The organism is Limosilactobacillus fastidiosus (assembly GCF_014145505.1).
In the GTDB taxonomy this organism is placed as follows: Bacteria; Bacillota; Bacilli; order Lactobacillales; family Lactobacillaceae; genus Limosilactobacillus; species Limosilactobacillus fastidiosus.
In genome coordinates this window covers 63,368-80,291 of sequence record NZ_JACIUZ010000031.1, presented here as the reverse complement: position 1 = coordinate 80,291, position 16,924 = coordinate 63,368, and the positions used below count along the sequence as shown (strand labels likewise).

The 16,924-nt window shown below is 39.3% G+C and carries 11 protein-coding genes and 1 other annotated feature; of the genes, 1 reads left to right on the top strand and 10 read right to left on the bottom strand.

Annotation, left to right across the window (positions count from 1 at the left end):
* Positions 1-45: 45 nt before the first annotated feature.
* From H5R64_RS04595 to ezrA, 10 genes are all read right to left on the bottom strand, one after another.
* Positions 46-1,356: a bifunctional folylpolyglutamate synthase/dihydrofolate synthase gene (locus tag H5R64_RS04595; RefSeq protein WP_182582945.1), complete on the bottom strand. Its 1,311-nt coding sequence runs from the start codon at positions 1,354-1,356 to the stop codon at positions 46-48.
* Positions 1,357-1,486: 130 nt separating this feature from the next.
* A complete protein-coding gene (locus tag H5R64_RS04590) occupies positions 1,487-2,704 on the bottom strand; it encodes an NAD(P)/FAD-dependent oxidoreductase (protein WP_182580599.1) in 1,218 nt (405 codons plus the stop codon).
* A 48-nt stretch (positions 2,705-2,752) separates the two neighbouring features.
* A complete protein-coding gene (gene cydC, locus H5R64_RS04585) occupies positions 2,753-4,501 on the bottom strand; it encodes a thiol reductant ABC exporter subunit CydC (RefSeq protein WP_372456591.1) in 1,749 nt (582 codons plus the stop codon).
* The gene (cydD, locus tag H5R64_RS04580; protein ID WP_182580600.1) at positions 4,498-6,216 is read right to left on the bottom strand and encodes a thiol reductant ABC exporter subunit CydD; all 1,719 of its coding nucleotides are present in this window, start codon (positions 6,214-6,216) and stop codon (positions 4,498-4,500) included. The genes cydC and cydD overlap by 4 nt, the downstream gene beginning before the upstream one ends.
* Before the next feature lie 5 nt (positions 6,217-6,221).
* Positions 6,222-7,238, bottom strand: coding sequence for a cytochrome d ubiquinol oxidase subunit II (gene cydB, locus H5R64_RS04575; protein WP_182580601.1), 1,017 nt, complete (start codon positions 7,236-7,238; stop codon positions 6,222-6,224).
* A complete protein-coding gene (locus tag H5R64_RS04570; protein WP_182580602.1) occupies positions 7,239-8,654 on the bottom strand; it encodes a cytochrome ubiquinol oxidase subunit I in 1,416 nt (471 codons plus the stop codon).
* Between the two features lie 254 nt (positions 8,655-8,908).
* The gene (locus tag H5R64_RS04565) at positions 8,909-11,566 is read right to left on the bottom strand and encodes a valine--tRNA ligase (RefSeq protein ID WP_269448431.1); all 2,658 of its coding nucleotides are present in this window, start codon (positions 11,564-11,566) and stop codon (positions 8,909-8,911) included.
* 65 nt (positions 11,567-11,631) lie between these two features.
* Positions 11,632-11,853 (bottom strand) — a binding site (T-box leader).
* 50 nt (positions 11,854-11,903) lie between these two features.
* Positions 11,904-13,124 carry a tRNA uracil 4-sulfurtransferase ThiI gene (gene thiI, locus H5R64_RS04560; protein WP_182580604.1) on the bottom strand — a complete coding sequence of 407 codons (1,221 nt, stop codon included), beginning with the start codon at positions 13,122-13,124 and terminating at the stop codon, positions 11,904-11,906.
* Between the two features lie 15 nt (positions 13,125-13,139).
* Positions 13,140-14,288: a cysteine desulfurase family protein gene (locus tag H5R64_RS04555; protein ID WP_182580605.1), complete on the bottom strand. Its 1,149-nt coding sequence runs from the start codon at positions 14,286-14,288 to the stop codon at positions 13,140-13,142.
* A gap of 175 nt (positions 14,289-14,463) precedes the next feature.
* Entirely contained in the window at positions 14,464-16,161 is a 1,698-nt protein-coding gene (gene ezrA / locus H5R64_RS04550; RefSeq protein ID WP_220476734.1) for a septation ring formation regulator EzrA, read from the bottom strand.
* A 130-nt stretch (positions 16,162-16,291) separates the two neighbouring features.
* On the opposite strand from ezrA, the gene H5R64_RS04545 reads away from it, so the two are divergent.
* Positions 16,292-16,750, top strand: coding sequence for a GAF domain-containing protein (locus tag H5R64_RS04545; RefSeq protein WP_182580607.1), 459 nt, complete (start codon positions 16,292-16,294; stop codon positions 16,748-16,750).
* Positions 16,751-16,924 lie beyond the last annotated feature (174 nt).

The following is a 16,924-nucleotide window of genomic DNA, read 5'->3' as shown; positions in this document are numbered from 1 at the left end:
TTTTTCCGTTCTATATATAGAAAACGAGAAAAAAGGAGATTTGCATTATTTTAAAATTTTTCTGACTTCCGAAATAAAGTAGAGTGACCCCGTAATAAACATCACATCGTCGGTTCCCAATTCTTGGGATAATTTAACAAAACCGCTTTGCCAATTTTCAGCAATCTGAATCGGGTATCGTGTCTTAAACTCACCAATAACACTGGTTAAGTCAGCACTCGGCCGCTTAGGACCCGGACCCGCAAAGTTAGTTACCATTAAATGAACATTCCCCAGACTGGCTAATTCCCCGAGCATCAATTCATATTGTTTATCAGCTAATATTGCAACAAGAATGTAAACATTACGATCACTAAAATCATCCCGAATTGACTTTACTAATGCCTGAATTCCGGGAAGATTATGTGCTCCATCAATCATCACTAATGGCTCATCAATTATAGTTTCCATCCGTCCAGGCCACCATGTTGTCGCTAATCCTTTTTTCAAGTCCACTGTATTCACCGGAATTCCTAATTTCTTCAGTGCTACTTGAACTGTCGTTATTGCAATTGCTGCATTTTCTACCTGATAATCTCCAGATAGATTAAGTTTCCCCCGAAAATGGTGTAATTCTCCACCATCATATTCAATCTCTGCATTCATTGTGTGCCGATTAAGCTTTCTTATCGAAAACTCCTTTCCTAGCTCATAGATCTGGGCCTTTTTCTCTGCCGCTTCTTTAATAATGACGTTACGGGCTGATAAGGGAAGATGACCAATCACTACCGGAACATTTTTTTTTATAATTCCAGCCTTTTGGTGGGCAATCTGAGCTAACGTATCACCAAGGTACTTCATGTGGTCCCAACCGACCGTTGTAATTACGCTTACCAAGGATGTAATCACATTCGTTGAATCATATAGACCACCAATTCCTACTTCAAGCAGGATTAAGTCAGGTTTCTTTTCAGCAAAGTAACAAAACATAATAGCTGTATCAATCTCAAATTCAGTCGGCCCTCCCGTGGCTAGCTCTTGGTCTAATTGATGGACAACTGGTTCGACCTTTTTTGCTAACCTCGTTAAATCAGTATCACTAATTGGCTCTGCGTTAAGAGCAATTCGTTCATTAAAACGGGTTATGAAAGGTGACGCAAAGCTCCCTACGTTTAGTCCTGTGGCCATTAATATCGATCTCATCATCGCTACCGTTGAACCCTTACCATTAGTTCCGGTAACGTGAATGTATTGTAAGCCATTTTGTGGATTTCCTAATCGGTCTAAGAAAAGTCGCATCCGGTCTAAAGTTGGAATCTTTTTAAACTTTGTCCGGCCATGAATAAAATTCAACGCATCGGTATAAGATTCAATCATCCTGTTTCCCCCATCATCAATTTAGAATTAATACAATATCTTATCATAATTTAAACTACAAATGGATCGCTAATCTTAAGGATTCCCCCTTTAGCGATCCATTATAGTTATATCGATCATTAAAAAACTTCTAGTGATATAAATCGAAACGTCCCTTAGCAAATAGTTCCTTGAGGCCACCTACTTCTAAGAGCGACCGATTGGCAATCATTTTCTTCATAAATGAACCAGGATAACCCTTTACTTCGTGTCCCATAGCTACACCAAAGCCACGCGTATTACCAACTGAAGCAACGGTCCCTAATGACTTGTATGAATAAGGTTCGCTTAACCGTTTTCCATTCTTAATCCGGTCAGCAATGTCATCAGCAGCATAATCAGCCATTGAAAGTGCCAGTTGTGCTGTGGTGGGGTATGGGCGAGGTGAACCCGGTGCCATTACAGCAGCCACATCTCCAATAATGTAAAGATCATCATGATCCGGATCAGTCAGATGATCGGTAACCACAACCCGACCACGACGTTCATTAAAACCAGATTCTGCCATTACAGGACTACCGCTAACACCAGTCGTCCAAATGATTGTTCCCGCAGTCATTGATTCATCACCGTTACCACGACCATGTTGATAAATTACTGTACTTGGTTTAATCCGTGAAATTAAGCAATTTGTGTAAAGATGGACACCAAGCTTCTTCACGAGGTTAATTCCGTAATCTGCTAAATCCTGATTAAACATTGGCAAAAGCCGTTCTGAAGCTTCAATAAGAGAAATTTGAATATCCTCAGGCTTGACCCCTGCAATTTGTGCATACCGTGGACGAGCATCAACTAATGCCCCAGCCAATTCAATTCCAGTAAATCCAGCTCCGCAAATAATAATCTTTAGATCATCTGGATTCTTAGTAATCTTATAATCCTTCATCTTATCAATAATATGACTGTGAATCTCTAAAGCTTCTTTTACATTAGTCATCTGAAGAGCATTTTCCTTAGCGCCCTCAATTCCGAACGTTTCGGAAGTAAAGCCGAGGCTAATAACACAGTAGTCATAGTCCAACGGTTGTTCGCGATGAGCCAATTCAACGGTCTTATCATCCGGATTGACTTTGACAACTTCATCTTGAATAAAAGTGGTTACCTTTGAATTAATTAAGTCACTAACCTGATATGAAATCTTTGCAGGTGGAACATTTCCTGCGGCAACTTCATGAAGATCAGCAGCTTCATAGTGATAAGTATTCCGATCAACTAAGACAATTCGTGCTTCGCCCTTCAATTTTTTTTGCAGGAGGACAACCGTTTTTAGTCCCGCGTATCCGGCACCCAATACAACAATCTTTTTCATAAATTATTCATCCCCTATTAATTATTAGTATAAAACATTTTTTATAAATTAATTTAATAATCCTTGATCTGCTTTTTTTAACTTTTGGTAATGAGAATTAGTTTCCCACAGTTCATGTGGAGTCCCACTCATTGTTATTCTACCATTTTCCAGAAAAATAACGCGATCCATCGCATCAATTCCTTGTAAATGATGGGTAATCCAAATAAGTGTTTTCCCAGCTAATTCATTTATAAAAGTATCAATCACCTGTTGTTCAGTTAAGGGATCAAGCCCAACTGTCGGTTCATCCAGAATGACAATCGGAACATCCTTCAATAGAATTCGAGCTAACGATAACCGGTGACGTTCGCCCCCAGAAAAGATTAAGCCTGCTTCACCGATCTTTGTGTTTAACCCATCTGGTAACTGACGAATTTTTTCCTCAAGGCCAACTCGTTTTAAAACATTCCAGACATCTTCTTCCGTAGCATCTTCATTTCCTAAACGAATATTATTCAAAACAGTGGTATTGAACAGGTAAGGTGATTGATGAACAACCCCAATATAGTCAGCTATATGATCACCAAACTCATCCGTAGGTACCCCATTAATTGTTATTTTTCCTTCTGTCGGGTAGAGATCACCACGAATTAAACTTGCCATGGTACTTTTTCCAGTTCCACTTCGACCAAGAATAGCTAATTTTTCCCCCGGCATAATGGTTAAATTTAAGCGTTCCAAGATCAACTTGGTAGATGGTGAATATTTAAAGCTAACATTATCTACGTTAATTTGGTATGGAGCTTTAATTTGCGGAACTTGCCTATTTACCTTAGCTGGTTCTGGAAGTTTATTGAGCCGTACCAGTGAATCAGTATAAACATTCGTTTGTTGAGCAGCTGCCGGAAGCCCCACGAGTGCCTCATCAATTGGAAAAACACATAGGACAAAGGCAGCGATCCAATTAGCTCCCCAATGCCCCCCAAACCGGTAGGACGCCCAGGCAATCACTGAGATAATAACTAAAAGGATCATCATTTGAAGAACAAAGTCACGAAGATTATTAAAACGGTGCATTACCCTTTGGGAACTGAAAAGCTTTTTCTCATCACTATCATGTCGTCTCATATACTTACCAGAATTTCCGGAAAGAACCCAATCGGTAATTCCCATCACATTATCAGTCAAATCAGAATATAATCGATTAGTTGCCTGCTTTTCCTGCTCTTGACGAGCACCATTAACCAAGATCGACCATACTGGAATTCCAAAAATAATTAGGCCAAATAAAACTAACATTAGCAATCCCATCCACGGTGTTAAAACCCCGAGGCTAATTACAATAATCAAATACAGGCCACATGCGACTAGCATTGGAAAAATAGTTCGTAGATATAAGTTTTGAATATGGGCAACATCTTCTGAAAGAAGACCTAAAACATCACCAATCCGATACTTACTATTAAAGAATACTGCGTCCCTTTCAAGGGAATCATAGAGTTTTTTCCGAAACATTGACGTCATCTTAAAAACCCAGTTATGACTAGTAAGGCGTTCTGCATAGTGAAATACCGGACGAAAGATCCCAAATGCCCGTGTTAAAACAATTGGAACGTAAACCAGTAAAATATTAAATGGCATCGTTGCACACCTACTAATCAAGTATCCAGCAGTAAACATTAGTCCTCCAGCACAAACAAACGTTAAAACACCTAACGAAATTGCTAATACCAATGTCCAGCGGTACTTTCTTAAAAAAGGACGAACCCAGCGATCATTACGGAGGGCTTTTAGTAAAGGAATTTTATCCATCATTTTCCCTCCTTTGAACGATCAAAAATGAGATCCGTAAAGTAACCTGGCTTGGTCATTAATTGATCGTAGGTTCCCTGCTCAATAACTTGTCCATGTTTCATCACTACAATATAGTCCATTTGTTTCATCCAATGAAGACGATGAGTCGCAAATATGACTAAGTGATCTTTCATAATCGGAATCATCCGCTCTTTTAGTTCCAACTCGGTTTCAATATCTAAATGGGCAGTCGGCTCATCTAAAATTAGAACTCGTCGGGATTGGTCCAAAAATGCTCGTGCAAGGGCAATTCGTTGAGCCTGACCACCACTTAATTGACGGTGCCCCTTACCAATCATTGTATCTAATCCATTAGGCAGTTCAGCCACTAATGAACCTAGTCCCATCATTTTAACTGCTTTTTCAATTTGAGCCTGGCTAACGTTTGGCGTATAGAAACTAATATTATTTCTCAACGTATCATCAAATATATACGGATCCTGGGGAATATAGATAATCTGTTTTTGCCAATCTCCAATGTTTAGTGTCTTCACGGTTTGCTCTTGAATTTTAATCGTTCCGTCCGTTGGTTGAAGAAAGCCACCAAGAAGGTTAATCAAGGTAGTCTTTCCAGCACCACTCATCCCAACAATCCCAATTTTTTGGAAGCCATGAAGTTTAAGATTTACGGGCGCTAAACGACTACCATGTTGATATTGGAATTCAACTTCATTTAATTGCAATTGACTATCGTCCTGCCACTGCTTAATATCAACGTGGGGTTCAGGAGGTACTTCTTCATGCAAAATTTTTTCAACCGCATGAAAAGAATTCTTACCATTCAAGGTAGCATGGTAATCATTAGCAAAATTACGGATTGGCATAAAATATTCCGGAGCTAAGATCAAGATTCCAAGCGCTGGAAATAATAATAACCGACCATCAATCAACCTTAAACCAAGAAAAACGGCAAGAACAGCAATTGATAACGTCGTGAAAAAGTCAAGGGCAAACGTAGATAACATTGCTACACGGATAACACTCATCGTTGACTTTCGGAAACGTTCACTTGAGCGAAAAATACTCTTAGAATAACGTTTACTCAAGCCAAAATATTTCAAAGTATCAATTCCCCGCAACGAATCAATAAAATGGTTCGAAAGAACTTGAAAGCTTGTATATTGACGATCAGCTTTGGCCTTGGCTGCATAACCCAGAATAATCATAAATAGAATAATCAACGGATAAACCAGGAGCATCACTACCCCCGATATCCAATCTAACCAAAAACAAACTACTAGGATCATTACTGGAATAATCATCATACTGACAAACTTACTAAAAAGCAGGTTGATATAATTTTCTACTTCAGATATTCCATCTAAAGTTAAAGTAACAATATTACCGGTTCCTTGTTGTTGAACCAATCGAGGACCAAGCTTAAATAATTTGGCTAATAACTGTTGTCGTAGTTTTTGCGCAGTTTTCCGGGCATAGTTATCAAGTATTACCGTATCAAGCCAATTAATAACATGCCGCCCAATAAAACAACCAGCAAATCCTAGCAACCAGCCCCATTCGCTTGCTAGTGAATAACCAGCCCAAAGATTTGTTAAAAGTGAGGCTAAAGATATTGCTTGACCAATGATAAGAAAAGCTTGCAGGACATAAAACCCTACAAGCTTCATCATGATCTGCTTGCTCCCCTTCAGCGTGAAGAGTAGTCGATCAATCATAATACTTACTTAGCCTCCGTAATTACTGGCATGGCAATCCGCTTCCGGAAAATCCAGTATGCCCAAATTGTGTAAGCAAGGACAAATGGCAATAAGCAGCATGTAGCAATTGTCATTACTGTCAATGTGTACTGGGTGGATGATGCATTTTGAATCAACAAATCATAACGAGGACTAATTGAACTAATCAGTACCCGCGGGAATAACCCAATAAAGAGAAGGCCTACTAGGGCAACCAAAGTTAATCCACTAGCTATAAAAGCGGTTAATTCTTTACCCTTAATTGCAGCTACTTGAGCAATAATTGTCAAAACAACCATTACAACTAGCATTACAATTGTGGCAACTGGATGAACTTTCATAAAGTCTGTCATAAAGATCAGCATTAACGCAAAGACAATCAAGCCAACATAAAGTACCCAGTAGAGAAATTGAGCAACGTTATTTGCTCGTTGCCGAATATCTCCCGCCGTCTTCAAAGCAATATAATTAAGACCATGAAGGTACGTCAAAAGAGTAAGGGCAACCCCTCCAACAACCGAGAACCAGTTAATGTAATCAAAGAAAGTGGCATGGAAATTACCATTAGCATCAATAGGCATCCCTTGGATCATACTAATAAACATAACTCCAAGGAAGAAGGGCGCCATAAAACTTCCAATACCAAGTGCCCAGTCCCAAATTCGTTTTTGCGGCATCGGTGATCGCTTTCGGAATTCGAAGGAAACTCCCCGAATGATTAAGCCAACTAAAACTAACATCAGGATAAGGTAGTAACCACTAAACAAGCTGGCATACCAGAATGGGAATGAGGCAAACATTGCTCCACCAGCAGTAATTAGCCAAACTTCATTACCGTCCCAAACAGGGCCAATTGTTCGAACCATTTGATCCCGTTCTGCTTCGTCACTGGATAACGTTACTGTTGCCATTCCAACCCCGTAGTCAAATCCATCAAGGAAGAAGAAACCAGCAAAGAGGACACCAATCAAAACAAACCATAATAATTGGAGAAAACTCATTTAGAACGCCTCCTTATCAAAGGGATCAAGAACTTTCTTGAATTTTGGCTCAATTACTTGAGTCGGATCCTTCCTTAATTCACGCACAATTAACCCGATCAAAGTGATCGCTAATGCTGTGAATAATACAAAGTAAACAATGTTAGAAGTTAACAATGAAGCTACCGAAACATTTGGTGAAACGCTTTGTTGAATCGTGAAGAGTCCGTAAACTGTCCACGGAACACGACCGAATTCTGTGACAAACCAACCAGCAGTGTTCCCAATAAATGGTAAAAAGGTTGTAAGCGCTAATACCCACAGTGTCCACTTATGCTTGTAAAGGTAACCGGACTTCTTACGACTCATAATTAAGCCAACGAATGAAACCAAAATAATCCAAGCAGAAATTGCACACATGATCCGGAAACTATAGAACAATGTATTTACCGGTGGATAATAATCAATATTCTTGCCGTATTTCTTTTTGTACTGTGCATTTAGTTCATTCATCCCGGTAACGGCTCCGGTAGTCTTATGATAAGACAAAATACTTAATACATATGGAATATCGATATTGTCCTGAACCTTATGTTCTTTTGTATTCGCTATTCCCACAATCGTCCATGGGGCGTGATTACCAGTAGTTGTGTAAACATCTTCAGTTGCTGCGAATTTCATTGGCTGTTCCTTAACAAGGTATTGCATTTGCATATCGCCAAGAACCAGACCAAAAATGGCAAAAATCAATGACATCCACAGACTTAAACGCATTGTCTTCTTGTAAATTATCCGCGCTTCATTTGAAATTGATCGTTTCTTTAATAATTGGAAAGCAGTCAATCCAGCAAAGATAACACCACCCATCATAATCGCGTTCAAAATAACGTGACCAAATTCAAACCATAACTGGGGGTTCTTTAACAAAGCGCTAAAATTAACCATCACTGCACGACCACCACGGATCGCATAACCAACTGGGTGCTGCATAAATGAGTTCGCAGTTAAAATCCACAGGGCAGAAGTAAGTGAACCAAAACTAGTCATCCAAATAAAGAAAGCATGAAGTCCCGGCTTTACTTTATTCCAGGTAAATACCCAGAGACCGATAAAAGTAGATTCAATAAAGAATGATAGCAAAGCTTCCAAAGCTAATGGGGCACCAAAAATATCTCCCATAAACCGTGAATAATCAGACCAGTTCATCCCAAATTGGAATTCTTGAATAATACCTGTAACAACTCCGACGGCAAAACTCAAGAGGAATATATTTCCCCAAAATTTCGCCATCTTTTTATATGACTCATTCTTAGTATGAACATACATTGATTCCATAATTGCAACAATAAACGCTGTCCCAATAGTAAAAGGAACAAAGAAAAAGTGGTATACCGTCGTCATTGCAAATTGAAATCGAGCAAGACTAAGAATACTCATAATAAAGGCCTCCCTCCAAAAAGTAATATACGTGAAACCGTTACCGCGTTTCATTCATCTTTAATAATAATACTGTTGATAAACAATTACAATTTTTATTAATAATTATTTCAATCTTTTTTCGATCTAAGTGCCTGCTACATTTGAATTTTCTCTCTTATCAAATGATATATAATTCATATAAAAGTATAAATAAAAAACGTGCATAAATGAGTTCTTCATCATACACGTTTTTCGTTTATTAAAGATAATTATTAAGCATCCTGAAGCGAAGTTAAGCGATCCTTAGCAGCATCAAGTTTTTGTTGCCACTCCTTAGCCTTAGTCCGTTCTTCTTCAACAACCCTTTCCGGAGCATTCTTAACAAAGTTTTCGTTTCCTAACTTCTTTGCAGAACGTTGCACTTCCTTCTCAAGGTTAGCAATTTCTTTCTTCATCCGTGCTCGTTCTTCATCTAAATCAACTAATTCTGCCATTGGAATATCAACTTCAGCCCCAGTTAAAATTCCAGATAAGGCAAGTTTTGGTGTTTCAACATTGGTCCCAATAATCAGATTTTCTGGATGACAGAAGCGATCAATGTAATCTTTATTTTCCTTAAAGATTTCCGCCAGGTGTTCGTTTTCTACCTTGATAATCAAATCCACTGGCTTGGACATTGGTGCATTTGCTTGATTCCGAATGTTCCGAACAGCAGTAATTAATTCAATCAAGTGATTCATCTGTTCAGTGGCAGCATTGTCATCAAATTCATCATGGGCAACTGGGTACTGGGAAACCATAATTGACTTTCCATCATGAGGCATTGATTGCCAAAGCTTTTCGGTAACAAATGGCATAATTGGGTGCATTAACTTCAAAATCTGGTCAAGAACGTAACCCAAGATATTCTTGGTGTTAGCCTTTTCCTCCTCAGAACCATTAGTTAGCTTTTCCTTGGTCATTTCAATGTACCAGTCACAGAAATCATTCCAAATGAAATTGTATAAAGCACGACCAGCTTCACCAAATTCGAACTTCTCAAATTGGGCGTTAACTTGTTTAACGGTAGCGTTTAGTCGACTTAAGATCCACCGATCAGCTAGGTCCCACTTACTCTTATCAGGAAGGACCGGTGCCGTCATATCACCAAGATTCATAATAACGTAACGGCTGGCATTCCAGATCTTGTTGATAAAGTTCCAGGCAGCATCCATCTTCGTGTAACTGAAGCGAATATCTTGTCCCGGAGTGGAACCCGTAATCAAGAACCACCGTAATGCGTCAACCCCATACTTCTTGATCACGTCCATTGGATCAATCCCATTGCCAAGAGACTTACTCATCTTTCGGCCCTGTTCGTCACGAATTAATCCGTGAAGCAGAACATTCTTAAATGGTGCTTTCCCGGTAAATTCAAGCGATTGGAAGATCATCCGAGAAACCCAGAAAAAGATAATATCATAACCAGTTACTAAGGTATTAGTTGGGAAGTAACGCTTAAAGTCTGCAGAGTCAGTGTCGGGCCAACCCATTGTTGAGAATGGCCAGAGCGCACTAGAGAACCAAGTATCAAGGACATCCTTGTCTTGTTCCCAGTTTTCAGCATCTTGAGGTGCTTCCATGCCAACATAAACTTCCCCAGTCTTTTTGTTATACCAAGCTGGAATTCGGTGTCCCCACCATAATTGACGAGAAATAACCCAATCATGAATGTTTTCCATCCATTGAGTAAAGGTATGTTCAAACCGGCCAGGAATAAAGTTAACCCGATCATCGGTCTCCTGGTTTTTCAATGCAGCTTCTGCTAACGGCTTCATCTTGACGAACCATTGAGTTGAAAGCCGCGCTTCAACTTGAACGCCGGTCCGTTCGGAATGACCAACTGAGTGAACAATCGGATCAACTTTAAGCATGTACCCTTGATCCTCAAGGTCCTTTACGATAGCCTTTCGTGCTTCAAAGCGGTCCATTCCTTCGTACTTTCCGGCATTTTCATTCATTGAGGCATCTTCGTTCATCGTATTTAATTCAGGAAGATTATGACGCTTACCAACCTTAAAGTCGTTTGGATCATGAGCTGGGGTAATCTTTACCATCCCAGTACCAAAATCAGGAGTTACATAATCATCCGCAATAATTTCAATTTCCCGATCAACTAACGGAACTCGAACATGTTTACCAACCAGATCCTTGTAACGTTCATCATGTGGATTAACAGCAACTGCTTCATCCCCAAACATAGTTTCTGGACGGGTTGTTGCAATTTCAATGTAGTCCTTACCGTTAAACTTCGTCCCATCTGTAAATGGGTACTTAACATGGTAGAAGGCTCCCTTATCGTCCTTGTGAATAACTTCGATATCTGATAATGCAGTCCTTGCTTGTGGATCCCAGTTAATAATGTAAGTTCCCCGATAAATTAAGCCCTTATTGTAAAGATCAACAAAAACCTTCCGAACTGCCTCATTCAATCCCTTATCAAGGGTAAAACGTTCACGATCATAATCTACAGAAATTCCCATTTTGGCCCATTGTTTATGAATGATGTCAGCATATTCATCTTTCCAGTCCCAAACTTGTTGGACAAACTTCTCCCGACCTAAGTCATAACGAGAAACTCCTTGCTTTCGTAACCGAGCTTCAACTTTTGCTTGAGTAGCAATACCAGCATGATCCATTCCTGGTAGCCAGAGTACATCGTAACCCTGCATCCGTTTTTGCCGGATGATCATATCTTGTAATGTTGTATCCCAAGCGTGTCCCAGGTGAAGTTTCCCCGTAACATTCGGCGGTGGAATAACAATTGAATATGGATGTGCCTTTTTATCTCCACTCGGCTTAAATAAGCCTTGATCAATCCACCATTGATAACGACCAGCTTCAACAGCTGTGGGGTCATACTTAGTGGACATTTCCTTATCAGTACTCATCAAGAGTCCTCCTCTAAGTAATTAATTATCAAGTATTATACGCTGAAAAAAAGAACCCGCCCTAAAGATAGGACGAGTTCCGCGGTACCACCTATTTTAAGTTACACTACCATTGTGTAACCTCACTCATTCATTTTATAACGGTAAAATGAACCGTTCCAGCCTACTACCATTTCAGCTAGAGTGCTACCAAACTACTTTCATTACTTGTCTTCTAGGAATATCCCATCAATTATTCCCTCTCTGTCAAGAAAACAACTAACTACTCTTTTGATCAACGCATTTACTATTTGTTTGTAATGATAGCCAATTTAAAAACCATCGTCAAGCAGAAGTTTTAAAGAAGTTCTGCAAAAACATCCTCATTTTGGTTCAAAAAATCTTCGCCAGAATGAATTTCTGTAATTTCAATACCATTAAGTGCCCGCTTAAGGAGACCATCAATATCTAAACGTTCTTCATATTTCCGTGTTTTTTCAAGGTTTGGCTTAGTTTTTGGCGAAGGTGGTGTAAAGACAGTACAACAATCTTCATACGGCATAATTGATAGATCATACGTATCAATTTTTTTCGCCACATCAATAATCTCTGTCTTATCGTAGGAAAGAACCGGTCGTAATACCGGAAGATTAGTAACGTCATTAATCACTAACATGCTTTCCATTGTTTGAGAAGCTACCTGACCTAAAGATTCACCATTAAAGATTGCAAGGCCATGACGCTTCATTGTAATTGCTGCCGCTAACCGCAACATCATCCGACGTTGGACTGTCATCAGGTAACCTTCAGGAATCTTTTCCTTAACGGTTTCTTGAATTTCAGCAAATGGAACTTGGATAAAACGGATACTACCACTATAACGAGCAAGTTTACTCGTTAATTGTTTTGCCTTAGCTAAAGCTTGAGGACTAGTGTATGGAGGACTAAAGAAGTGAACCATTTCCATGGAAACGCCACGCTTCATCCCTAAGTAAGCAGCAACCGGTGAATCAATTCCACCGGAGAGCATCATCATTCCCTTGCCAGCAGTTCCAACAGGAAGACCACCAGCCCCAGCAATTGTTTCACTTGAAAGGAAAATCCCGTTTAGGCGAATTTCTACCCGAAGAGTTAAATCAGGATCGTGAACATCCACCTTTAACAAGTTCGGGAACTTTTTTAAAAGATAACCACCAAGCTGATCATTCATTTCAAACGTATCAATAGGAAACTTATGATCTGAGCGACGAGTATTAATCTTGAATGTAATTGGCTTCTTAACTTGTTCACGAATCATCTGTTCAGCAGCCTTAGCAGTCGCCTCAAATGTCTTTTCAACTCTAACAGACGGTGAAAAATTTTGAATTCCAAAAACATCTTGTAAACGTTCCATTACTTGGTTATAGTCAGCTCCGTTTAATTCAACGTGAAGCCGGTCACGTTGTGCATGGACTTTAACTTGATCAAACTGGTGAAGTGCTTTCCGCACATTCGCACCAAGACGATCAATGAAGTTTTTCTTGTTATGGCCCTTGGTCGATAGCTCACCATAACGAACCATAATTTCAGTGTAATCCACTAATCTTCCCCCTCTTTATTCAATAATCTTCTTAAAACCCATATAAAGTTTATCAAAGGTTTCATTAAATTTATCTGCTTCTTCAAGCGTATTTTGGTCACCTAGGCTGATCCGCACTGCACTGGTTGCTTCCTTTTCGGGTACCTTCATTGCAGCAAGGGTGCCGGCCTCAGCATGCTTCTTTGATGAGCAGGCACTAGTAGTAGAAATATAAATCCCCTGATCCTCAAATGCGTGGACAATCGTTTCGCCCCGAACACCTACAATTGCAAAACAAAGGACATGGGAAGCAAATCCTTGATCACGTCCGGAAAAGATTTTCACGTGATCAAATTGCTTAATGTGATTATAAATTCGTTCCTTGATAGCTTGTTCCCGTTTAACAGTAGCATCTTCGCCCTCTTTGACCAAACGAATTGCCCGTGCCATTGCGACAACACCAGGCGTGTTTTCCGTTCCACTTCTAAGGCCACGTTCTTGTCCCCCACCTGCAACTAATGGTGCAATTTTCCGACCGGCCTTAACATAGACAAATCCAGTACCCCGTGGTGCGTGGAATTTATGTCCAGAAAAAGTTGCAAAGTCAACACGATCGCTAAAGACAATATTATCGAGACCTTTACCAACTGCTTGAACCGCATCAACATGAAAATGAATATTGGGATAATCCTTCAAAACTTCACCAACCTCTTTAATTGGTTGAATTGTCCCAATCTCATTATTAACTGCCATAACTGAAACCAAAATCGTGTCAGGACGAATTGCCGCCTTTAAGTCTGCCGGATTGATCCGCCCTTCCTTATCAACCGGAAGATAGGTCACATCAAAGCCAAGTTCTTTTAACTGCTCAGCCGGGTTCCGAACAGCTGCATGCTCAACGGAAGTAGTAATGATATGCTTACCGAATCGTTGTTTAGCCATCGCAGTTCCCTTAACTACCCAGTTATCTCCCTCAGAGCCTCCACTGGTAAAAATAATTTCACCAGGTTTAACGTGAAATAGGTTAGCAATTTGTTGCCGTGCCTGTTCCAATAAATTCCAAGCTTCTTCCCCAAAATTATGAAGACTGCTTGGATTACCCCAAATTTTTTGGCTAACCGTGTTATAGGTTTGGAGAACTTCAGGTGCTACCTGAGTTGTCGCACTATTATCAAAATAGATCATGCTTATTTTCCTTTCATCAAACAAAGCTTGATTATAAATTTTATCAATGCGCTAAAATTGGATAGATATTTTGGTTGCGACGCCATTAAACCGATTTTTAATTATAACAGATAACAATTAAAAACGCAGATCTTTTCTCCTTAATAGACAAAAGATCTGCGTTTTATACTACTAATTACTGCTTTTCGTGGTAGTAACTATCCTCAATTCGCTTATAGCTACCTGGTTCGACTTCTTCTAATGCCGTTGCAATCGTCTCCAAACTAGCAGTGTAATTAAATTTATTAAATTCTTCTTGTGATTTTGCTGCCGCAGCAACAATCTTTTGGTTATCGCTAAAACGGTTTGCATATTGTTGAAGGCGCTCAGTTAATTCAACACTATCATGAATATCACTAGTCTTTTCACCAAGGGTTTCCAAATCAGATTCAACAATAATTAATTGTTTAGTTACCTCATCCATATTAACCTTGTATTTTCGTAATTCATCAGCTAAGCGCTTGATTTCATCGCTTACCCCAAAGAAATAGTTCAAGTAATCTTTTGGCAAACCAGGCAAGTTTAATCGTTCCACTTGCCGCCTAGTGGTTCTTAATCTGGTTGAATATTTTTGTAGCATTTGCTCAGCCCGTTGCTGATCTCCCTGCAACTTAGCAACTTCATCATTAATTTTTGCCTGTTGCTTTTCAATTTCAGTTAACGACTGATCATTCTTAGTTTGTCGAACAAGTACCTGGCTATAAATTGCAGTATGATCCCTGATAGCTTCCTGATCATCTTCATATTCCTTCTTAATATTAATAATCTGTTCATTCAATGATCGAGCCGTTTCAACTTCATGATTATTTAACGTGTAGTTAATACTCAAGCGATCCAATTCAGTAGTTAATTCGGTATTTTGCTTTGCTGCATGAGTGATGAATTCGCCTAGCACACCCATCAAATGTTTAACTTGTGGTTGTGCATCAATTTCACTTTGCATTGTCGCGTATAAGTCATCAATTTGATCGGCAATATCCTTATTTGCGTTCTCAACCCCGTCGAGCTCGAGTCGATTAATTTGCTCTAAGTTCTCCCGACATAATTGACGAAGTTGGTCAATCTTTCCTGGAATATTATCTGTAGTAAAGCGATAATTTTGGCTCGTTAATTGTTGATATCCACTTGTCAACTCATCTAACTGGGTTGGAAATTCAGCTATCAATGGCTTATAAAGTTTTGGAACTTGGTTAATCAGATCAGCTAAACGTTGATTTTCTTTCTTTAAATCAGTTAAAACCTGTTGAGCCGCATCATAATCGCCAGATTGACTAAGCTTAGTGAACTGTTCATATTGTTGTTCAAGATCATTAAGCCGCTTATTCAATGCCTTAACGCTGTCGCCATACTCAAAACTCTTTTCATCAAGGACATGATGAAAATGACGATAACGCTGTTTAATTTGATCAATTGCTTGTTTGTGCGCTCGATGAAGTTCTTCTAAGTGATGAAGGGCCGACTTAATTTGTAAGTACTGATCACTTAATTCCTGGATTGCCGTACTTAAATCATTCAGTTTACTAGAAAGAGTAAGAAATTTACTTGTATGAATAAGTGCTTTCATTGCCTTTAGTTGATCCGTAAGTTTCTTTTTTTGTGGATCAACTTTCTCTTGAAATTCTCTTTTTAATTTCTTTAATTGTTCCTGTGAATCACCAGTGACACTCAGTTGATCAACCTTTTCGAATTGCTGACCAATCTTCATATCATTTATTCTTTCTAACTGCATATTTACTTGCTCATATTGCCGAATAACCCGTTTTTGGTAATAAAACAAGCTAGCTAAAACAATAGCAAAAACAATTAAAATCCCAATTATTATTTGAAAAACCAATTTATCCACCTACATCTTTAAGCCATTATTGACAAAGTGTCTATAAAGGCTCTAAAATTCTATGAAAATTATACCATAATGAACCATCATTACTGGGATCAATTTAACACTTATGAAAGAAGGATTGAACATGACAGAGCTTTCCCTATTAAATGAACAAATTTCAGCACTTTTAACTGGTGAGCACTCTGCGGTTGCAAACTTAGCAAACGCCAGTGCGCTAATTAACGAAAGTATCCCTGACTTAAACTGGGCTGGTTTTTACCTTTACAATTCTCAAAGTAACCAACTTGATCTTGGACCATTTCAAGGAAAAGTCGCCTGCATGCATATTGAGCTTGGCAAGGGAGTTTGTGGAGTTGCAGCATCAACTAAACAAACCCAAATTGTCGACGACGTCACTAAGTTTTCTTCATACATTGCTTGTGATAGCGCCGCTAAATCAGAGCTTGTCGTCCCGATGCTAAAGAAAGATGGCACTCTTTACGGCGTTCTTGACCTTGATGCTCCAGTACTTAGTCGGTTTGATCAATCGTTTGCTGATCAAATGAATGAATTTGCTAAGCGGCTTATGTCTACTATTGACTAAATAGGGCTAGCTGTTGTATATTAGTCTTTGTGTAAAATAATGCAGCAGTGAGGGGCAAGCTCGTCAACAGATTGGTGCCCAAAAGGTGTTTTTAGTAACCCAGCTGCAAGGGTGAAAGATTCAAATCAACCTGCACGAATGTCAATCTCACATCGGATTATTTTACTCCAACAA